Raw genomic sequence first — 21,073 nt, 5'->3', positions numbered from 1 at the left:
GAAAGACACAGGGACCCCCCATGGGTCAAACAGATAGACCTGCGGAGTATGCCAGAGTCTCGGCCCCACCAGCAGACCAGAACTCCTGCCAATAGCTGCAATTCGGCAACGCCGCTCCCACCATCCCCATCCGCAACCCGACAGAGAGTGACCGATCGAGTACCTACTGCGTGGGCTACACGGGGGTGAAGTACCAGCGTTGGCAGGAGCCACCGTGGAACGGCCAGATGATGACGTCGGCGTCCCGGGCGGGGTTGCAGCCGGCGACGTCGAGGGACTTGCCGGAGCCGGTACCGATGATCTTGTAGGCACCTCCAACGATCGGTTCGATGGACCAGGTCTGGCAGTCGCCGCCCCAGTCGTCGTAGAGCTGGACGGGGGTGGCGTCGGCGGTGGAGCAGCCGATGACGTCCAGGGCCTTGCCGGTGTTGCCGTCCAGGATCTTGAACGTCGTGCCGGTGACGTTGACGATGTGCCACTGCTGGCAGGGGCTGGTCAGGATGCGGTCCCACATCCGGACGTCGGCGCCGTTGTTCGACTGGCAGTCGCGGACGTCGAGGTCGAAGCCGCCGACCTCGGACGTGATCCGGTACACGCCGTCCGTCATCGGTGCGGGCGCGCTGCCGGCGACGTCGAGGAAGTTGCTGTCGATGTTGATCGTGACGCCGCCCCACGTCTCGTTGTGGTCGCCCTTGTACTGGTGGAGCCGCTGGTGGTTGGCCCACAGGCCGGCTGGGACGTACTGCCCACCGTCGGTGTTCGCCACGTTGTTCCACCACGCGAACCACAGGTGGTCCGGCATCAGCCACCGCGAGTCACCGGCCGCGTTGGCCAGGTCCCGCCCGCCGGAGCTGGCGCTGCTGTAGACGCCGCTGAGATACCCCAGGGAGCGCAATCTCTCGGTCCAGCCGCTGACGTACGAGAGGATCGCCTCGCGGCAGGCGGTGTTCCCGGTCGGGTACGACTCGATGTCCGCGTAGAGAGCGCTCCCCGGCCCGATCCCGAGGTTCCCCGCCGCGGAAGCCGACGTCGACGCCTCGTCGGCACCCTGAGCTCGCGCAGTCCCGAGATCCAGCGAGATCTTCGGGTTCCGGGTGCCGCACGGCGCCTGGTAGCCGACGTCGATCGGGATGAACGACCAGCCGTTGCTCGCGTTCGACGCCACCCACGAGGCGGTCAGGTTCGCCTGCGAGCACGACCGGGACGTACCGCTGATGTAGATACCGACGGCCTTGAACGGCGACGCCTTCCACGCATTCATTGCGCCCAGTGACGGGGCGGTGCACTGGTCGAACGCCTGCTGGTCGATCATGTTGCCCGGAGCAACGATCGAGGCCGCCGGGGCCATCCGCGCAGCGGCGGGCTTCTCCAGCTTCGCCGGAGACCCGCCACGCACCACCCGAGCGCTGCCGAGCACCCGCCGTACCGCCGCCTCGTCCGACGGACCGTGGACGGCGGTCACGAGTACGCCGGCGTCTTCGACCCCGACCTGGATCTCCTGATCCACCGACGGCGCGATCCCCGTACCAGCCACGACGGTAGCGGCGCGGGGCGACGACCCGGCCAGCGGCTCGATGATCAAACCCTGGGTCCGGCCAACCAAATGCGCCGGACAGTCCTGCTGAGCACCCGGACGACCGAGGTATACCGCGGGCCGATCGAAGCGCACGCACGCCCGCGGATCCGCGGACAGGTCCACGACCTGCCAGGACCGCGGTACGGCGACCTGGTACCCGTGGTAGCTCACCGTCCGCAGATCCGGCAGGGCTTGGGCGGGAACAACGACGGGTAACGCCAGCGTGGCGCCCGTCGCCAACGCAAGAAGACGATGCATGGGGGCGGTCCTTCACAAACGAGGGCGGCAATCGATTTCAAGTCCACGGCGCCCGGCGGTGAAGATCAACCCTTTCCATTCAGACGACAGGTCGTGCGCGAGCGCGGACCCTAAGCTGTCGGACATGAGCGACGACCTGGCTTCCTGGCGGCGCACGCCCTTCACCGGCGCCGGTTTCACCTACGACTGCTTCGAGAAGGGTCAGGGCCCCGGCGTCGTCCTGATCCCCGAGATTCCCGGTCTCACCCCGAACGTCCTCGCCTTCGGTGAGCACCTCGTGGACGCCGGCTTCACCGTCGTCATCCCGTCCCCGTTCGGTACGCCGGGACGCCCGGAGTCGATGGGGTACGTCGTCGGCGTCGTGGCCCGGCTCTGCGTCTCGAGGGAGTTTCGTTGCTTCGCCGCCAACGCCGAGCGGCCGATCACGAAGTACCTGCGGGCCGTCGCGACCGATCTCGCGGCGCGTACGCCCGGCCGTGGGGTCGGGGTGATCGGCATGTGCTTCACCGGCGGGTTCGCGCTCGCCACCGCGGTCGAGGACGTCGTCACCGCGCCGGTGCTGAGCCAGCCGGCGACACCGTTCCCGGTGACCCCCAAGCTGCGCCGCGATCCCGGTGTCTCCCAGCAGGAGCTCGAGGTGGTCAAGGAGCGGACCCGCACGGACGGCCTGTGCGTGCTCGGGATGCGGTTCAGCGGCGACCGGGCGGTGCCGCCGGAGCGCTTCGCCACGCTGCGTGCACAGCTCGGCGACGCGTTCGAGGTGATCCAGCTCGACTCCGCACCGGGCAACCCGGACGGGTACGCCAAGGGTGCACACGCTGTGCTCACCGCTGAGGTCCGGGACAACCCGCCGAACTCCGCCTTCGCGGCGCGGGCCCGGACCGTCGAGTTCCTCCGGGAGCACCTCACCGCGACCGGCTGACGACCCTCCGTGCGGAAATGTTAAAGCCACGTTGAGGAATGCACAGAGTGTGATTCGCTCCACGTGGAGTGGGCATCAGGCTGATGCCTGGGGGTGTTTCGTTGCGGTCTGCAAGGGAGGGGGAGCGGTGGGTGATGTGGCCTTGTTTCCTCTGGTCCTGGGTACCGGAGCCATGGCACGATCGTCCACCGGAGGCACGACAGGGGGCGCGCAGCGTGTGCCAAGCACCGAGATGTGAGGCTGTATGAACGGGCGGACAGCGCAGGAGAGCCGGGTTCCGGTGAACGGGGCCGCGGCGAACGGGACCAATGGTCACGCTCCGCAACCGGAGCCGCACCTCGAGCAGGCCCCGAAGGACGACGCCGGTACGGCGCCGTCGGCTTCGTGGCGCCCGGACCAGCAGGTGGCCGAGATCAGTCTCGACCCGGCCCCGGAGAACCAGGCACCGGAGAACCAGGCACCGCAGGAGCCACCCCAGCAGCAGCCGGTACCACCGGCACCTGGGGCCTGGACCGCCGAGGTACGCGACCGGCCGCCGGTCACTCCGGCGCTCGGTCAGTTCAACACCCCGGTGCGCGTCGACGAGATCGCCGTCGCCGCGATGACGCTGGCCGAGGACCTGCACGCCGCCACCCAGAGCATGCCGGACTCCGTCGAGCTGCGCCGGTTCCGGCGTGACCTCGACCAGGCCGCGACCACCTTCCGCGAGCTCGCGACCAAGCTGGAGGTCACGGCCGGCAAGCTGGTCCGCCTCGCGGCGAACGAGGGCCAGGCCTGCAACGTCGGCTGGGGCGTCTGTCCCGAGCACGGCCTGACGTTGATGAACATCGGCGAGACCGGTGGCACCTGCCACGTGCTCGGCTGCGGCCGGCCGAACGAGGGCGAGATCGAGCGCTGCGAGCACCCGGTCGCGTACCGCGTGGTCGACGCGGCCGGCCCAGCTCTGCTGACCTGCGCCGGCCACGCGATCGCGTGCCGTCTCTACCTCGACAACCCGGTGATCACGGCCGCTTCGGACTCGATGGAGCTCTTCTAGTGTCCTGAGTCGGAGGTTCGGCGGCGCTTTCGGCGCCCAGGCACGCACCTCGCGGCACTTGCCCAGCGCCCACGATGCTCCGCATCGAGGCCACTGACCAAGCACCCCGATGCACGCACCTGACCACCGAAATCGCTCGCCCAACCTCCGACTCAGGACACTAGGAGATCCGGCAGGACGTCAGCTGGTCGTTCGCGTTCGGCGAGAGCGCGACGAAGTTGGGTGTGTCCGCGGTCCGGGTCCAGGACTGTCCACCGAAGTTGTCCTCGGCGTAGATCGTGACGGTCCACCCGGCCGGCACCTTCACCGACGAGGCCCAGTTGTCCTGCACGCCGGCGGCCTGCAGCTGGGCGCGCGTGTAGTTGCCCTTGGCAAGCGCTGTGCCGGCCGCGCCGCCGTAGTCCACGTGCTCGTAGAAGATCACGCCACCGGCGCCCTGCGACGGCATCGGAACCGTTGGCCGCACCGACGTCAGTGGCGCCTGGCCCTTGAACATCCGGCCACCGTCGTTCGTCAGCCGCAGGTAGTAGTCCGACGAGCACGCCGTACCGTCCTCGTTCAACGCGCGGATCCCGGACCCGGACGGCACGAACGCGGCCGACTCGGCGGTCTTCGCGATCTGGTTGCCCTCGTTGAACTCGTCGAACATCGAGATGTAGAGACCCTGCACGCCGACCCGCGTCAGGTTGTAGAACTGCCGCCACATCAGCTCACCGTGTGCGCGGTGCCCGGACTGCAGGTCGCCCGGGATCACGCACGGCTGGTAGTCGATCCCATGGGCGTTGCAGTCGGCCTGGTCCTGCTGGTTCACGTTGTTGTAGTAGTGATCCGCGCCGGCGATGTCGCTGATCCGCCCGACCATCCACGGCGACAGCATGTTGAACGCGTGGTAGACGTCGAGGTACCCCGGCCGCGAGTCCTCGTTCCCCGGCAGCCAGTGCGTCGGTACGCCGCCGATCACGTAGCAGCCCTGGCCCTTGAACCAGTTGATGACATCGAGGCACACCGACGCCGGGAACGCCTTGTTCGCCTCGTTGAACCCGAAGCCCCAGATGCACACCACGGGCTTGCCGTTCTGGCGTGCGTACGCCGGTGACGAGGTGTACGCCTGCATCTTGTTCGTCCAGTCGGCCTTCATCTCCGACTGCATGTTCGTCCAGCCGGTGGCGTCGTACATGATGTAGAACTTGCGGCCGTACTGTTCCGCGGCCTGCCGGACCTTGGCTGCCATCGCGTCCCGCGTCGGCCCTTCGCCGCCGGTCGGGTTGAACCGCTGCAGCGCGGCCGTGTCGCAGCCGTTCTGCTGCATCCACTGGAAGTGCGTGTTCACGGTCTGCTGGTCGTACGACGAGAACAGCTTGGCCGGCTGCCCGTTGCCGAGGTTCGCGTACGCCGTCTGGTACGTCGAGCTGTAGTCGCGCACGTCCGGCCAGCTCACGATCGCCGTGTTCGAGGGCGACGGCGGCTGACCCCAGTTGCTGCTCCAGTGCCACCAGCCGTTGATCGGGGCGCCGTCGCCGGGACAGGCGAACCAGCCCTGATAGCCGACGGTCACCTTGCCGACTACGTCTCCAGGTGGGCTCGCTGCGAGGGCGGCTTCGACTTGCGTGCCGGCGACAACGGTGGCGGTGGTCGCGGCGAGAAGGGTACGACGGGAGATCTTCACGGCAGACTCCTAGTGGGGGCGGTTAGGAAATCTTGAACAGACTCGTGCAAGAAACTGACGACCGCAAGGTCTTGACGAGATCTACGCCCAAACTTAGTTTGTTGATCCAACAGACAAAGTCCGGGGAGGGGTGTTCGATGACGTTGACCGACGGCCGTCGCCCGGGCAGCCGGGCTGTTGCCGCCGACCACGTCTCGCTCCGGCGCAACAACCTCTCCGTGGTACTGCGGCACGTCCGCGACCTCGGACCGCGCTCGCGGGCGCGCATCGCGGCGGACACCGGCCTGAACAAGGCGACGGTCAGCAGCCTCGTCGCCGAGCTGGTTGAACGCGGGCTGCTTCGCGAGGGTTCGGCGGACTCAACTCGAGCGCTGGGTCGTCCCGGTCAGCTGGTCGAGCTGGACGGGTCCGGGGTGTGCGGCGTCGGCGCCGAGATCAATGTCGACTACCTGGCCGTCGCAGCGCTCGACCTCTCCGGTGAGCCGGTGTTCGAGAAGCGCGTCCCGGTGGACGTCGCCAACCTGCACCCAGCCATGACCCTGGACCGCGTGGCGGAGCTGGTCCAGGAGGCGGTGCTGGCTGTGGACGCCCGGGGCGGGCGGCTGGTGGGCGTCACGCTCGCAGTACCTGGCCTGGTCGAAGGCGAGACCGGCGAACTGAAGCTCGCTCCGAACCTCGGCTGGGGGGAACTGTCGGTTGCCGAAGAGATGCGCAGCCGCCTGGGCGAACCGGCCTACTCCCTCCACGTGGACAACGAAGCAAACCTCGCAGCCCTCGCCGCCTACGCCGAGCTGCGCCGAGGTGACGCAGCTTCCGCCGGCTCCGACGGAACACCGGCATTCGTCGCCGGGGAGCCGGCCGGTGCCGCCGCCCAGGCCAGTGCCGCCGGCCAGGCCGGCGCGGCGGGCGGGAGGACCGGGGCGGACAGCCGGCCGGTGCACGATCTCGTGCTTCTCACCGGCGCGGTGGGTGTTGGTGCGGGCGTGGTGTCCAACGGGCATCTGCTCCGCGGCGGACGGGGTTACAGCGGGGAGGTCGGGCACATGCCGGTCGCGCCGCCGGGGCGGGACTGCGGGTGTGGGCGGACCGGGTGCTGGGAGACCGTGGTCGGGCTGACCGCTTTGTTGCACAAGGCAACGGACAGGGACGACCCGGTGCGGGACCCGTCGCTGGACGTGGAGCAGCGGCTGGCCGGGATCACCCGGCGGGCCGAAGCGGGGGACGCGCGGACGTTGTCGGCGCTGAAGGACGTCGGTACCTGGCTGGGGATTGGGGGAGCGATCCTGGTGAACATCCTGAACCCGGACGTGCTCGTGCTCGGCGGCTACTTCGCCGTCCTCGGGCCGTGGCTGAAGGAACCACTCGAGAAGGCGATCCGCGACCGCGTGATCGCCCCCGACGGCGGTGGCTGCCGCGTGGTCCGGTCCGAGCTCGGCTTCGCCGCGGCGGTCCGGGGCGGCGCGCAGATCTCGCTCGACCAGGTGTTCGTCGACCCGACCCTGACCGCGGCGGGGGCAGCGCGATGACCGACCTGCTGATGATGACCGGCATCGTCAAGGAGTTCCCTGGCGTCCGGGCGCTCGACGGCGTCGACCTCGACGTCCGTGCCGGCGAGGTGCACTGCCTGCTCGGGCAGAACGGCGCCGGCAAGTCCACGCTGATCCGCGTCCTGACCGGCGCCCACCAGCCCGACGCCGGCACCATCCACATCAACGGCGAACAGGTCCAGCTCAACAGCCCGACCGCCGCGATCGAGCGCGGGATCGCGGCGATCTACCAGGAGCTCGACCTCGTCCCTGAGCTGACCGTGGCCGAGAACATCTTCCTCGGCCACGAACCGGCCCGCTTCGGCTTCAGCCGCACGCACGAGGCAACGGTCCGAGCCCGCGAGATCCTGCAAGGCCTCGGCCACGCCGAGATCCCGACGAACCGTACGGTCGGCCTGCTCCCGTCGGCCGGCCAGCAGGTCGTCAGCATGGCCCGTGCGCTGTCCCGCGACGCACGCCTGATCGTGATGGACGAGCCGTCCGCGGTCCTCGACTCCGAAGAGGTCGCCAACCTGTTCCGGGTGATCCGCGGCCTGACCGCGCGGGGCGTCGCCGTCGTCTACATCTCGCACCGCCTCGAGGAGATCCGCCAGATCGGCGACCGGGTCACCGTGCTGAAGGACGGCGCGACCGTCGCCACCGGCCTCGACGCCCGCGAGACGCCGACCAAGGAACTGATCCGGCTGATGACCGGCCGCTCGATCGAGTACGTCTTCCCGCCGCGCGCGGAGGTGCTGAGTACGGCGCCGGTCGTGCTCGAGGTCGACGGACTGACCAGACCGGGCGAGTTCGCCGACATCGCCTTCTCGGTGCGGGCCGGGGAGATCCTCGGTCTGGCGGGGCTTGTGGGCTCCGGGCGTTCCGAGGTCCTCGAGACCGTGTACGGCGCCCGGAAAGCTGCGACCGGAACGGTCCGGGTGAACGGCGCCCTACTGCGACCCGGCCGGGTGCAGGCCGCCGTCCGCGCCGGCGTGGGGTTGGCCCCGGAGGAGCGGAAGAGTCAGGCGCTGCTGCTGGACGAAGCCGTCTACAAGAACATCACGGTGTCGACGCTGCAGCGGTTCGCCAGCGGCGGATTCCTGAACAACCGGGCCGAGCGGGCCGCCGCTACGGAGCTGGCCAAGTCGCTCGATCTCCGGCCGGCCGGTGTCGACTATCCGGTGCGCAACCTGTCCGGTGGCAATCAGCAGAAGGTCGTGCTGGCCCGTTGGCTGCTGCGGGACTGCCGGGTGCTACTGCTCGACGAGCCGACGCGGGGCGTCGACGTCGGTGCGCGCTCGGAGATCTACGCGCTGATTCGGCGGCTGGCCGCCAACGGGGTCGCGATCGTGCTGGTCTCCAGTGAGGTCGAGGAAGTGCTCGGTCTGTCAGACCGGGTCGTCGTACTGCGGGAGGGGCGAGCCGTCCACACGGGGCCCGCGCAAGACATCGACGAGCACCAGGTGCTCGACCTGGTGATGGAAGGAAGTGCCGTGTGATGAGTGAGGACCTCACGACACAGTCCACTCAAGAGACAGTCACTCCACCCGCCGCCCCGAGAACCGGCCTGCTGCACTCCGGGTTCGGCCGCAATCTCGGCCTGGTGGTGGCGCTCCTCCTGCTGTGCATCGTCGGGGTGGTGACGGCGGGAGACACGTTCGCCACCGGCGCCAACGTGCTGACGATCCTGCGGCTGGCCGCGGTCATCGGCGTGGTCAGCGTCGGGATGACGTTCGTGATCACCGGTGGCGGCATCGACCTGAGCGTCGGCGCGATGGTGGCGCTGGCCTCGGTCTGGGCGACAACGCTGGCGACCCAGCAGCTGGCCGCCGACGTGCACTGGCTCGTGATGGTGACGACCGCGCTGCTGGTCGGCGCGGCCTGCGGACTGGTCAACGGCTTGCTGGTTGCCTACGGCAAGATCGTGCCGTTCATCGCGACGCTGGCGATGCTGGCGGCGGCCCGCGGCCTGGCCGAGATCATCTCCGACCGGAAGACCCAGATCATCACGGTGAACGGGTTCGTCGACTTCTTCGGCGGCTCGCTGATCGGCGTACCGGTACTGGTCTGGATCTTCCTGCTGGTGGCCGCGGCCGGCTGGGTGGTGCTGAACCGGACCACCTTCGGCCGCCGGACCTTCGCCGTCGGCGGCAACGCCGAGGCCGCTCGCCTGGCGGGGATCAAGGTTCAGCGTCACACGGTGGCGCTGTACGTGCTGGCCGGCCTGTGCTGCGGGATCGCCGCGGTCATGCTGATGGCGCGGACGACAACGGGGAGCTCTACCCACGGTCAGTTGTACGAGCTGGACGCGATCGCGGCGGTGGTGATCGGCGGCACGTTGCTGTCCGGTGGCCGCGGCACGATCGTCGGCACGGTGATCGGCGTACTGATCTTCACGACGTTGAACAACGTCTTCACCCTCAACAACCTGAGCATCTCCGCCCAGTCGGTGGCGAAGGGCGCGATCATCGTGATCGCCGTCCTCCTCCAGCAACGGCTGGCGCGTCGCGCGACCGGTTCCTAGAAGGAGGACAAGGATGTCCAGACGTTCCGCCCGCACAGTGGTGATCGCAGGCCTCGGGGTGCTTGCGCTCGCCGCCTGTACCAGCAACTCCCCGAAGGCCGACGACAGCACCGACAAGGCCGCCGCCAACCAGGCCGCGGTGAAGAACGACGAACCCGGCAAGAAGGTCAAGATCGGCTTCTCGGCGCCGGCCGCCGACCACGGCTGGATGGGTGCGATCACCAAGCGGACCCAGGAGGAGGCCAAGAAGTACTCCGACGTCGAGCTGCACGTGGCCGAGGGCACCAACGACGTCAACCTGCAGATCTCCCAGATCGAGACCTTCATCAACCAGAAGATGGACGCGATCGTGCTCCTTCCGTTCGACGGGGCCGCGCTCACCCCGGTCGCGACGAAGGCCATGCAGGCGGGGATCACGGTGGTGAACGTCGACCGCGAGTTCGACAGCCCGTTCGCGGCCCGGACGACGGTGCTCGGTGACAACCACGGGATGGGAGTGTCGGCCGGCACGTACATCTGCCAGCAGCTGAAGGGCAAGAAGGACGCGGTGGTCGCGGAGATCGCCGGGATCGACTCGCTGCCGTTGACTCAGGACCGCAGCCGCGGCTTCAAGGAAGCACTGGCCGACTGTGGTCTCAAGGTGAGCAACCGGGTCGCGGCCGAGTTCACCGTCGAGTCCGGCGAGAAGGCCGCCGCGAACCTGCTCCAGGCCGCGCCGAAGATCGACGCGATCTGGAACCACGACGACGACCAGGGCGTCGGCGTGATGGCCGCGATCAAGAACTCGGGCCGCAAGGAGTTCTTCGTCGTCGGCGGCGCCGGTTCGGCGAACGTGATGCGGGACATCAAGTCCGGCAGCTCGTTGCTCAAGGCCACCGTCATCTACCCGTCCACGCAGGGTGCCGACGGCATCCGGCTGGCCCGCCTGCTGGTGCAGAAGAAGAACCTCGGCGACCTGGTGGAGGTCGAGGTCCCGCGCACGGTCCAGCTGTACGCGCCGGTCGTCACGAAGGACAACGTGGACCAGTACCTGCCCACCGCGTTCGAGAGCTAGAGGCATTCGAGAGCCAGAAGGAGAGTCATGACCAACCTGGGCATCGGCCTGATCGGCTACGCGTTCATGGGCGCGGCCCACTCGCAGGCCTGGCGGAGCGCACCGCGCTTCTTCGACCTGCCTTTGGACCCGCAGATGAACGTGCTGTGCGGTCGTAACGCCGAGGCTGTCCAAGCCGCCGCGACGAAACTGGGCTGGAAGGAGACCGAGACCGACTGGCGTAAGCTGCTCGGCCGGGACGACGTCCAGCTGGTCGACGTGTGTACGCCGGGGGACAGCCACGCCGAGATCGCGATCGCAGCCCTGGAGGCCGGCAAGCACGTGCTGTGCGAGAAGCCGCTGGCCAACACCGTCGAGGAGGCCGAGGCGATGACCGCGGCCGCCGAAACGGCCCGGGCCAAGGGGATCAGGTCGATGGTCGGGTTCACCTACCGCCGGGTGCCGGCGATCGGGCTGGCCCGCCAGCTCGTTGCCGAAGGCAAGCTCGGTACCATCCGGCACGTCCGGGCGCAGTACCTCCAGGACTGGATCGCCGATCCGGAGGCGCCGCTGTCCTGGCGGCTGGACAAGACCAAGGCGGGTTCGGGTGCGCTCGGCGACATCGGCGCGCACATCATCGACCTGACGCAGTACATCACCGGTGACACCATCGGCGAGGTCAGCGCCCGGCTCGAGACGTTCGTCAAGGAGCGCCCGGTGGCCGCCGAGCACTCCGGCCTGGCCGGTACGGCGGGCACCGAACGCGGACCGGTCACGGTCGACGATGCGGCCGTGTTCCTGGCCACCTTCCGTTCCGGGGCGCTCGGCGTGTTCGAGGCGACCCGGTTCGCGACCGGCCGGAAGAACGCGATCCGGATCGAGATCAACGGCAGCCTCGGCAGTCTGGCGTTCGACTTCGAGGACCTGAACCTCCTGCACTTCTACGACGCCACCGAAGACTCGAGGACCGCGGGTTTCCGCAGAATCCTCGCGACCGAGCCAGTGCACCCGTACGTCGCCGCGTGGTGGCCGCCCGGCCACCTGCTCGGCTACGAGCACGGGTTCACCCATCAGGTCGTCGACCTGGTCACCGCGATCGCCGAAGAAGCCGATCCGGCGCCGTCGTTCGCCGACGGGCTGCGCGTCCAGCGGGTGCTGGCCGCGGTCGAGGCCAGCTCGACCTCCAAACAATGGCAGGAGATTCCTGAATGAGCAGCAGTACTGACTACACCCCGACGAAGGACGACAAGTTCTCGTTCGGACTCTGGACCGTCGGCTGGCAGGGCGTCGACGTCTTCGGTACCGCGGTCCGCCCGGCGATGGACCCGGTGTACGCGGTCGAGAAGCTGGCCGAGCTCGGCGCCGCCGCCGTCACGTTCCACGACGACGACGTCGTACCCGACGACGCGACCCGCAAGCAGACCCTGGACCGGTTCCAGAAGGCGCTCGCCGACACCGGTATGGCCGTCGAGATGATGACCACGAACCTGTTCGCGCACCCGGTCTTCAAGGACGGCGGCCTGACCGCCAACGACCGTCAGGTACGGCGGTACGCCCTCGCGAAGGTGCTCCGGAACGTCGACCTCGCCGCCGAGCTGGGCGCGACGACGTACGTGCTCTGGGGCGGTCGTGAGGGCGCCGAGTCCGGCGGCTCGAAGGATGTCCGCGCGGCGCTCGACCGGTACAAGGAGTCGATGGACCTGCTCTGCGCCTACGTGCGTGAGCAGGGGTACGACATCCGGTTCGCGATCGAGCCGAAGCCGAACGAGCCGCGCGGCGACATCCTGTTGCCGTCGATCGGGCACGCGATCGCGTTCATCAACGATCTCGCCGATCCGGAGCTGGTCGGGATCAACCCCGAGGTCGGGCACGAGCAGATGGCGTCGCTGAACTACGCCCACGGGATCGCGCAGGCGCTGTGGCACGGGAAGCTTTACCACATCGACCTCAACGGACAGCACGGTCCGCGGTTCGACCAGGACCTGCGGTTCGGGGCCGGCAACCTGCGCGAGGCGTTCTGGACCGTCGACGTACTGCAGGGGTCCGGCAGCTACCCGGCGTACGAGGGCCACATCCACTTCGACTACAAGCCGCCGCGGACCGAGGACGAGGAAGGCGTCTGGGAGACGGCCCGGGGCTGCATGCGGAACTACCTGATCCTGCGCGACAAGGTGCAGGCGTTCCGCGCCGACCCGGAGGTGGCCGAGGCACTGGCCGCCGCGCGGGTCGCGGAGCTGTCAGAACCCACCTTGGCCGAGGGTGAATCGCTGGCGGACCTCCGCAACGCGACGTACGACCGGGAGGCGCTGGCCGAGCGCGGTCTCGGGTTCGAGCGGCTGGACCAGCTGGCGATGGAGCACCTGCTCGGCGTTCGCTGATCCAGACGTAGTGAGGTAGTTACATCCCGCGCAGGGCAGAGCACGGGATCCGTAGTGATGGAGCGCGCCACCCCTTGTCCGTCCCCAGGAGGAGCTCCGCATGATCCAGCTACGCAGGCACGGCACTTTGGTGTGCGCTCTCGTGCTCGCCCTGTTCGCGGCTTTACTGACCCCGTTACCGGCCAAGGCTCATCCGGGCCACGGTGACGAAACCTTCAACGCACTGATCTTCAGCAAGACCGCCGCCTTCCGGCACGATTCGATCCCGGCCGGGATCCAGGCGATCAAGGACCTCGCGACCCAGGACGGGTTCACCGTTACCGCGACCGAGGACGCGTCCGTGTTCACCGACACCGAGCTCGCGAAGTACGAGGTGGTGATCTGGCTGTCCACGACCGGTGACGTGCTGAACGCGGACCAGCAGGCCGCCTTCGAGCGGTACATCCGCGGCGGCGGTGGGTACGCCGGGATCCATGCGGCCTCGGACACGGAGTACGACTGGCCCTGGTACGGCAAGCTCGTCGGCAGCTACTTCGACAGCCACCCGGCCGGTACGCCGACCGCGACCGTGAAGACCGAGGACCACGCGCACCCCTCGACCGCCGAAGCGCCGACCACCTGGCAGCGCACGGACGAGTGGTACAACTACCGCACCAATCCGCGCGGGACCGTGCACGTGCTCGAGTCGCTGGACGAGTCGACGTACAGCGGTGGGAACATGGGTGTCGAACACCCGATCACCTGGTGCCAGGACTACGACGGCGGCCGCGCCTGGTACACGGGCATGGGCCACACGATCGAGTCGTACGCCGATCCCACGTTCCGCAAGCTGCTCCTCGGTGGTATCAAGACCGCCGCCGGCGTCGAGCCGGCGGACTGCGGCGCGTCGCTGAGCGACAGCTACCAGAAGGTGACGCTCGACGACGACACCTCGAACCCGATGGAGCTCTCGATCGCCGACGACGGGCGGGTGTTCTACATCGACCGCAACGGCGCGGTGAAGATCGTCAAGCCCGACGGATCCGTGGTGACCGCCGGGACGCTGAACGTGTACACCGGCCAGGAGTTCGGTCTGCTCGGTATCGCGCTCGATCCCGGGTTCGCGTCGAACGGCTTCCTGTACCTCTACTACTCGCCGGTGTCGTCGGAACCGTTCGACCGGGTGTCCCGGTTCACGGTGACCGGGGACACGCTGGATCTCGCGAGTGAGAAGCAGGTGCTCCGGATCGACACCCAGCGAGACCAGTGCTGCCACGCGGGTGGTGCGCTGGAATTCGATGGCAACGGCAACTTGTTCGTTGCCATCGGCGACAACAGCAACCCGTTCGACTCCGACGGCTACGCGCCGCTCGACGAGCGGCCCGGCCGGGCGGCGTGGGACTCGCAGCGGACCGCGGCGAACAGCAACGTGCTGAACGGCAAGATCCTCCGGATCCACCCGACCGCCGACGGTTCGTACACGATCCCGGACGGCAACCTGTTCCCGCCCGGGACCGCGAAGACGCGGCCGGAGATCTACGCGATGGGATTCCGGAACCCGTTCCGGATCGGGATCGACCCGACCACGAACCACTTGTTCGTCGCGGACTACGGGCCGGACGCCGGTGCGGCCTCGCCGACGCGTGGCCCGGACGGCCGGGTCGAGTGGAACATCATCGACAAGCCCGGGTTCTACGGCTGGCCGTACTGCGTCGGCGCGAACACGCCGTACAACGACTACGACTTCGCGACCGGTACGTCGGGACCGACGTTCAACTGCGGTGCGCCGGTGAACGACTCGCCGAACAACACCGGGATCACGCAGCTGCCGGCCGCGATCCCGGCGACGCTGTGGATGGGCAAGTCGACATCCGGCGTACCGGAGATCGGTGGCAGCGGGGCACCGATGACGTCGGGCGCCTACAAGTTCGACGCGGCCAACCCGTCGGACCGGAAGTGGCCGGCGTACTTCGACGGCAAGGCGGTGTTCGCGGACTGGAACGACAGCCGGCTGTTCTCGCTGCAGCTGAACGACGACCGTTCGGGTGTCGCGGACGTGTCGCGGATGCTGCAGGGGATGAACTTCATCCGGCCGCACGCGCTGCAGTTCGGTCCGGACGGTGCGTTGTACGTGATCGAGTGGGGGAGCGGGTTCGGCGGGAACAACGCCGACTCCGGGCTCTACCGGATCGACTACGTGCAAGGGAACCGGGCACCGATCGCGCAGTTCACGACCGACAGGACGTCCGGTCCGGTGCCGCTGACGGTCGCCTTCGACTCGACGGGGTCGCGCGACCCGGACGGGCAGCCGGTGACGGTGGCGTGGGACTTCGACGGGAACGGTACGACGGACAGTACCGAGGCGAAGCCGGCGTACACCTACTCGACGGCCGGCGTCTTCACGGCCCGGTTGACGGTGACCGATCCCGACGGGCGTACGGCGGTGTCGAACCGGACGATCACGGCCGGCAACACCGCGCCGACGATCACCGTCCAGGCACCGGTCGACGGCGGATTCTTCGACTTCGGCGACACGATCCACTACAAGGTGACGGTCACCGATCCCGAGGACGGGGTGGTCGACTGCAACGACGTGATCACACAGCCTGCGCTCGGGCACGACGAGCACGCGCATCCCTACGAGCAGTACCACGGGTGTGAGGGCGACTTCCCGTTGCCGGGTGACCAGGGCCACGTCGGGGCGAACATCTTCGGCATCGTGACCGTGACGTACACGGACAAGGGCGCGCCCGGAACCGGCAGGATCACCACGCAGAAGGTGATCCAGCTGCAGCCGAAGACACGCGAGGCCGAGTTCTTCACCGAGACAGGTGGACCTGGCTCCACGGGCGGCGTGCAGGTCGAGGACACCGGGGACACCGCCGGCGGCGGGAAGAACATCGGGTTCATCGAGGACGGCGACTGGTGGGCGTGGAAGCCGACGAACCTGACCAACATCAACCAGCTGCAGCTCCGCGCGGCGTCACCGGAGCTCGGCGCGACCGTGCAGGTGCGGCAGGGATCGCCGACCGACGGTCCGGTCGTGGCCACGATCCAGGTCGCGCCGACCGGGGCATGGCAGACGTACGGCGACTTCACCGGCGCGGTGAGCGGTGCGTCGTTGGAGAGCGGACCGCTGTACTTCGTGAAGACGACCGGGCAGCTGAACGTGAACTGGGTCAAGTTCATCGGCAAGGGCGTCACGGAGAACGAACGCCCCGCGGTGACCGTCACGGCGTCGGCCACCCAGGGCGAGGCGCCGCTGAAGGTCGACTTCACCGCCGCCGCAACCGACCCCGAAGGCGACCTGCCACTCACGTATGCCTGGACGTTCGGCGACGGCTCCACCGCCACCGGCCCCGTCGCCACCCACACCTTCACAGTCCCGGGTAAGCACACCGTGACCGCGACCGTGGTTGATTCGCGCGGCGCCACCGGGACGGCCAAGGTAGACATCACGGTCGATACACCGACGGCGCCGACCTGCCTCACCGGCCGCTCCGACGGCTTCGAAGGCACGTCCCTGGACACGACCAGATGGTCATCAGTTGTCCGAGGCAACCAGGAGCTGTCGGTAGCCAACGGCAACCTCAACCTACCGCTGACAGCAACGGACATCTACGGCACCGGCAATACCAACACGCCGAACCTCGTCCTCCAGCCGCTCCCGGCCGGCGCCTGGTCGGCGACCACGAAGCTGACGCTTCCGGCGCGGCTTGCCTACCAGCAGGCCGGTCTGCTGATCTACGGCGACGACGACAACTACGCCAAGATGGTGATCCAGGGTCGTTCCACCGGCGCGGCGTCCGCGGCCGACCGGATCTTCCAGTTCATCCGCGAGGAGAACGGCGTACCGAACGAGGTCGCGGCGTCGAACACGGCCAACCTCGGGGCGGACTACCCGGACACCGTGTGGATCCGGTTCACCTCGGACGGCGCGAACCTGAAGGCGGCGTACAGCGCGGACGGTGCGACGTTCACGGAGATGCCGGAGACGAAGCAGCTGGCCGGCATCACCAACCCGCGGATCGGCCTCTTCGGCCTGGCGAACCGGACCGAGGCGCTGCCGATCACGGCGTCGTTTGATTACTTCACGATCACGCCGGACGACAAGGCCGAGCAGCCGGCACCGGACGACGACTTCGCCGGTACGACGCTCGACGCGTGCCGCTGGTCCTCCGTCGTACGGCCCGACGCGGCCGCCTACCGGGTGACCGACGGCGGGCTGGAGATCGACACCAGCAAGGGCGACATCTACGGCGGCACGGCAACGAATCCGCGCAACCTGATGCTCCAGCCGGCACCGGACGGCGACTGGACGATCGAGACGAAGGTCGACGCCTCGACCTTCAACGAGGCGTTCCAGCAGGCCGGCCTGATGGTGTACGCCGACGACGCGAACTACGTCAAACTCGACTACCTCACCACCAACGCACCCGGCACACCGGTTGCCCGAGGCATCGAACTCAGGTCTGAGATCGCCGATGCCGTCCAGTCACCGCAGCCCAACGCTCCTTCTCCAGTCCAGGGTGTTTGGTACCTCCGCCTGGCGAAATCAGGTTCGACCTTCACAGGTTCGTACAGTGCTGACGGCTTGTCCTGGACCGCTCTGCCGCCGGTGACCAACACCGCGCTCGGCAACGCGAAGTTCGGCATCTACGCCTTCGGGGTAGACCAGACCGCCTCGAAGACCGCGAAGTTCGACTACTTCAAACGAATCACCGACACCACGGCTCCCACCGTCAGCCTGGGACTCAACCCGTCGACCCCGTCCGGACAAGCCGGATGGTGGACGGGACCGGTGACGGTCACCGCGCTGGGCACGGACGACCAAGGCGGTCAGGTCTACCTGGAGCAGAAGGCCGCCGACGGCACCTGGTCGGAGTACACAACCCCCGTGCAGCTGACCGCCGACGGAACCCACACCATCACAGTCCGGGGAAGTGACACCGCCGGCAATGTCTCGGAGCCTTCGTCCGTCACGGTGAAGCTCGACCAGACACCACCGACCGCCGACATGACCGGACTACCCACCGCCCTGGGTGTGGCTTCGACTGCTCAAGTGAAGGCAACCTCCCGAGATGCCCAGTCAGGTCCCGACAAGGTCGTGCTGACGGTCGACGGCGAGCCCAGTGCGGGTGCGCTTGACGGGGCAGTCCTGGGACTCGGAGTGCACTCTCTCACCGCGCAGGCATTCGACCTGGCCGGCAACAGCTCCACGACCACGGTGCAGTTCACCGTGTTCGCGTCGTACCCGGAGGCGATCAAGCTGGTCGACCGGTTCCGGCTGGCCGGGAAGGTGCCGTTGGCAACCGCCACCGTGCTGAAGGCCCAGCTGGGCATCGCGCAGAAGGCCGTTGAGCGGAAGCAGCCGCTCGTCGCCGGGATCGCGCTCAACCTGTATCTCACCCAGGCCCGGACGGTTCGCGACGTGCCCACGCGCATGTTGCTGACCGCCGTCGGGCAGGACCTGAGAGGGCGGTTGGGCTGATGACGTCGCCGCGGGAGAGCGCGTTCGGTACCTCGGTCGGCGTCTCCGCTGGTTCGGCCCCATGCGGAGCGTCACCAGGGAGCGCTCTCTCCGGCGGCGACCCGTCCCCGGCGGCGACCTCGCGCTCCGGACCGCCGCCGGGGACACCTCCCCCCAGATCCTCAGCTCGCCCCAGCTGACCAGACAGGTACGACAAGACGAGTCACAGAACGAGGAGAAGACCATGGCTCGACCGATCACACTGTTCACCGGCCAGTGGGCCGACCTGCCGTTCGAGGAGGTGGCCAGGCTGGCGTCCTCGTGGGGCTACGAGGGGCTCGAGATCGCTTGCTGGGGCGACCACCTCGACGTACGGCGGGCCGCCGAGGACCCGGCGTACGTCCAGGACCGGCTGGACATTCTGGAGAAGAACCACCTGAAGGTGTGGACGATCTCGAACCACCTGCTCGGGCAGGCGGTCTGCGACGATCCGATCGACCAGCGCCACCAGGCGATCCTGCCGGGGCACATCTGGGGCGACGGCGATCCCGAGGGCGTCCGGCAGCGGGCGGCCGAGGAGATGAAGACGACGGCCCGGGCCGCCCGTGCGCTCGGGGTGGACGTGGTGGTCGGGTTCACCGGCTCCTCGATCTGGAAGACGGTCGCGATGTTCCCGCCGGTCCCGCCGGCGATGCTCGAGGCCGGGTACCAGGACTTCGCCGACCGGTGGAACCCGATCCTCGACGTGTTCGACGAGGTCGGGGTCCGGTTCGCCCATGAGGTGCACCCGTCGGAGATCGCGTACGACTACTGGTCGACCACGGCGACGCTGGAGGCGATCGGGCACCGCGAGGCGTTCGGCCTGAACTGGGATCCGTCGCATTTCGTCTGGCAGGACCTCGACCCGGTCGGGTTCCTGTGGGACTTCAAGGACCGGATCTACCACGTCGACTGCAAGGACGCGAAGCGCCAGGTCGGCAACGGCCGCAACGGCCGGATGGGTTCGCACCTGGCGTGGGGCGACCCGCGGCGCGGCTGGGACTTCGTCTCGACCGGTCACGGTGACGTCCCCTGGGAGGCCTGCTTCCGGATGCTGAACACGATCGGCTACACCGGCCCGATCTCGGTCGAGTGGGAGGACGCCGGCATGGACCGCCTGGTCGGCGCGGCCGAAGCCGTCGAGTTCGTCCGTCGGCTCGCCTTCGACCCGCCGACCGCCTCCTTCGACGCGGCGTTCTCGTCCTAGAGCTTGCCGAAGAACGCCTGGAGGTCCTCGACCACGAGCTCGGGGACCTCCAGGGCGGCAAAGTGGCCACCGCGCTCGAACTCGGTGTAATGCACGACGTCGAACTCCCGCTCGACGAGCCGCCGAACCGTACTGTCTCCCGGAAACACCGCCAACCCCGTCGGCACCGGGCAATACTCGGCGCTTGCATTCCAGGAGTCCAGGGCTTCTCGGTAGATTCTCCCTGACGATCCGCCCGTCCCCGTCAACCACGTCAACGTCACCGAGTCGAGGATCCGATCGTTGCTGATAGCACCCACCCGATGCCCGTAGTCGTCGAACCACTCCAGGTTCCAGGCCAACTGGCCGACGGGCGAGTCGTTCAGTGCATAGGACAGCGTCTGCGGTCGCGTGCTCTGGATCGAGGCGTACCCCGAACGCTCGGATTGCCAACGTTCCAGCCCGCCGAGCCGCCGCTTCTCGTCCTCGGTCAGCTCCTCGCCCCGCGGGAACGCGAGATATCCGTCCAGGTGCAGCCCGATCACGCGCTCCGGCGCCATCCGCGCGATCACCGGTCCGATCCGCGCACCCCAGTCGAACCCGTGGACGCCGTACCGCTCGAACCCGAGCTGTTCCATCAACGCGATCCAAGCCTTCGCGATCCGCTCGACACCCCACCCGGTCGCCGTCGTCGGCCCACTGAACCCGAACCCGGGCATCGTTGGCACCACCAACTGAAAGTCCTGGGCCAGCGCGTCGATCACGTCCAGGTAGTCAGCCCCCGCCCCAGGCCAGCCATGCAGCAGCAACAGCGGCACCCCCGACGAGCCCGCCCGAATTACATGCACAGGCTGCCCGTCTATTTCCACCCGGTTCTGGGTGTGCGCATTGAGTCGCTCTTCGAGGCTTCGCCATTCGTAGGACGTGCGCCAGTAGTTCACGACTTGCTGCAGTCGTCCGAGTTCGACGCCGTACGACCACCCGGCGTCAGGTAGCTGATCCGGCCATCGGACAGCGTCCAACCGGTGCTGCAGGTCGTCGAGGTGTGCTTGCGGGACTTCAGCGCGAAACTCCATGCGACCCACGCTAGGGGAGGTAGCGGACAGTGGCTGACCTCTACGGATACGCTCAGGCCATGACCGCTGGAGAGTACGTCGCGCGCATCGTCGAGGTCCCGGACCGCGGCATCAAGCTCGAGCCGGAGGAGGGCACCACCATCCCGGACCAGCCCACCGAGGTGAACCTGCTCGGTATGGCGATCGCCCTCGCGCTCGGCGCCGCCGGCTACCAGCACCACGCCGAGCCGCGCGACACCGAGCTCCAGACCCTGGACGCACTCCTGTCCGGCGATGCGGTGATGCCTTGGCGCGCGGCGACATCCGGTGCTGCGGCCACCATCACCTGCACGCTCTCGAACGGCCACCCCACCTGCCGGGTCGACCCAACCGCGGGCTGACCCGCCCGGACCGCGAGGTGGGTG

Annotated in this window: 14 protein-coding genes; 11 read left to right on the top strand and 3 right to left on the bottom strand. The window is 68.3% G+C overall.

The annotated features are described in order from the left end of the window. Positions 1 to 175: 175 nt before the first annotated feature. Positions 176 to 1,834, bottom strand: coding sequence for a glycoside hydrolase domain-containing protein (locus AB0E69_RS09585; protein ID WP_360142128.1), 1,659 nt, complete (start codon positions 1,832 to 1,834; stop codon positions 176 to 178). A 124-nt stretch (positions 1,835 to 1,958) separates the two neighbouring features. Here AB0E69_RS09585 and AB0E69_RS09580 point away from each other — a divergent pair, with 124 nt between their 5' ends. Both AB0E69_RS09580 and AB0E69_RS09575 read left to right on the top strand, forming a co-directional pair. Beyond that, positions 1,959 to 2,756: a dienelactone hydrolase family protein gene (locus AB0E69_RS09580; protein WP_360142126.1), complete on the top strand. Its 798-nt coding sequence runs from the start codon at positions 1,959 to 1,961 to the stop codon at positions 2,754 to 2,756. 244 nt (positions 2,757 to 3,000) lie between these two features. After that, positions 3,001 to 3,792 carry a hypothetical protein gene (locus AB0E69_RS09575; RefSeq protein ID WP_360142124.1) on the top strand — a complete coding sequence of 264 codons (792 nt, stop codon included), beginning with the start codon at positions 3,001 to 3,003 and terminating at the stop codon, positions 3,790 to 3,792. A gap of 160 nt (positions 3,793 to 3,952) precedes the next feature. On the opposite strand, the gene AB0E69_RS09570 is transcribed toward AB0E69_RS09575, so the two are convergent. Further along, on the bottom strand, positions 3,953 to 5,458 hold the full coding sequence (locus AB0E69_RS09570) for a lectin (protein WP_360142122.1): 1,506 nt from the start codon (positions 5,456 to 5,458) through the stop codon (positions 3,953 to 3,955). A 137-nt stretch (positions 5,459 to 5,595) separates the two neighbouring features. Between AB0E69_RS09570 and AB0E69_RS09565 the strand changes: the two genes are divergently transcribed. The 8 genes from AB0E69_RS09565 to AB0E69_RS09530 all read left to right on the top strand — a co-directional run bounded on the left by AB0E69_RS09565 (position 5,596) and on the right by AB0E69_RS09530 (position 19,614). Next, positions 5,596 to 6,984, top strand: coding sequence for an ROK family transcriptional regulator (locus tag AB0E69_RS09565; protein ID WP_360142120.1), 1,389 nt, complete (start codon positions 5,596 to 5,598; stop codon positions 6,982 to 6,984). Further along, complete coding sequence (locus AB0E69_RS09560) at positions 6,981 to 8,483, top strand: sugar ABC transporter ATP-binding protein (RefSeq protein ID WP_360142118.1); 1,503 nt, start codon at positions 6,981 to 6,983, stop codon at positions 8,481 to 8,483. Before AB0E69_RS09565 ends, AB0E69_RS09560 begins: the two co-directional genes overlap by 4 nt. Beyond that, on the top strand, positions 8,483 to 9,508 hold the full coding sequence (locus AB0E69_RS09555) for an ABC transporter permease (RefSeq protein WP_360142116.1): 1,026 nt from the start codon (positions 8,483 to 8,485) through the stop codon (positions 9,506 to 9,508). Before AB0E69_RS09560 ends, AB0E69_RS09555 begins: the two co-directional genes overlap by 1 nt. A 13-nt stretch (positions 9,509 to 9,521) precedes the next feature. Beyond that, a complete protein-coding gene (locus tag AB0E69_RS09550) occupies positions 9,522 to 10,562 on the top strand; it encodes a substrate-binding domain-containing protein (RefSeq protein WP_360142114.1) in 1,041 nt (346 codons plus the stop codon). A gap of 27 nt (positions 10,563 to 10,589) precedes the next feature. After that, positions 10,590 to 11,753: a Gfo/Idh/MocA family oxidoreductase gene (locus AB0E69_RS09545; protein WP_360142112.1), complete on the top strand. Its 1,164-nt coding sequence runs from the start codon at positions 10,590 to 10,592 to the stop codon at positions 11,751 to 11,753. Beyond that, on the top strand, positions 11,750 to 12,919 hold the full coding sequence (gene xylA / locus AB0E69_RS09540) for a xylose isomerase (RefSeq protein WP_360142110.1): 1,170 nt from the start codon (positions 11,750 to 11,752) through the stop codon (positions 12,917 to 12,919). Before AB0E69_RS09545 ends, xylA begins: the two co-directional genes overlap by 4 nt. Before the next feature lie 100 nt (positions 12,920 to 13,019). Then, a complete protein-coding gene (locus tag AB0E69_RS09535) occupies positions 13,020 to 18,389 on the top strand; it encodes a ThuA domain-containing protein (protein WP_360142108.1) in 5,370 nt (1,789 codons plus the stop codon). A gap of 223 nt (positions 18,390 to 18,612) precedes the next feature. Beyond that, positions 18,613 to 19,614 (top strand): sugar phosphate isomerase/epimerase family protein, encoded by a 1,002-nt coding sequence (locus tag AB0E69_RS09530; RefSeq protein WP_360142106.1) that lies wholly within the window; start codon positions 18,613 to 18,615, stop codon positions 19,612 to 19,614. Here AB0E69_RS09530 and AB0E69_RS09525 read toward each other — a convergent pair. Further along, the gene (locus AB0E69_RS09525; RefSeq protein ID WP_360142104.1) at positions 19,611 to 20,669 is read right to left on the bottom strand and encodes an epoxide hydrolase family protein; all 1,059 of its coding nucleotides are present in this window, start codon (positions 20,667 to 20,669) and stop codon (positions 19,611 to 19,613) included. The two genes, AB0E69_RS09530 and AB0E69_RS09525, sit on opposite strands and share 4 nt — an antisense overlap. Before the next feature lie 59 nt (positions 20,670 to 20,728). Between AB0E69_RS09525 and AB0E69_RS09520 the strand changes: the two genes are divergently transcribed. Beyond that, entirely contained in the window at positions 20,729 to 21,049 is a 321-nt protein-coding gene (locus AB0E69_RS09520; RefSeq protein ID WP_360142102.1) for a hypothetical protein, read from the top strand. The last annotated feature ends 24 nt before the right edge of the window (positions 21,050 to 21,073 follow it).

It is taken from the genome of Kribbella sp. NPDC026611, assembly GCF_040638345.1.
Classification (GTDB): Bacteria; Actinomycetota; Actinomycetes; order Propionibacteriales; family Kribbellaceae; genus Kribbella.
Note: the sequence above shows the minus strand (reverse complement) of the source record. Positions and strands in the feature narration are given on the sequence as shown.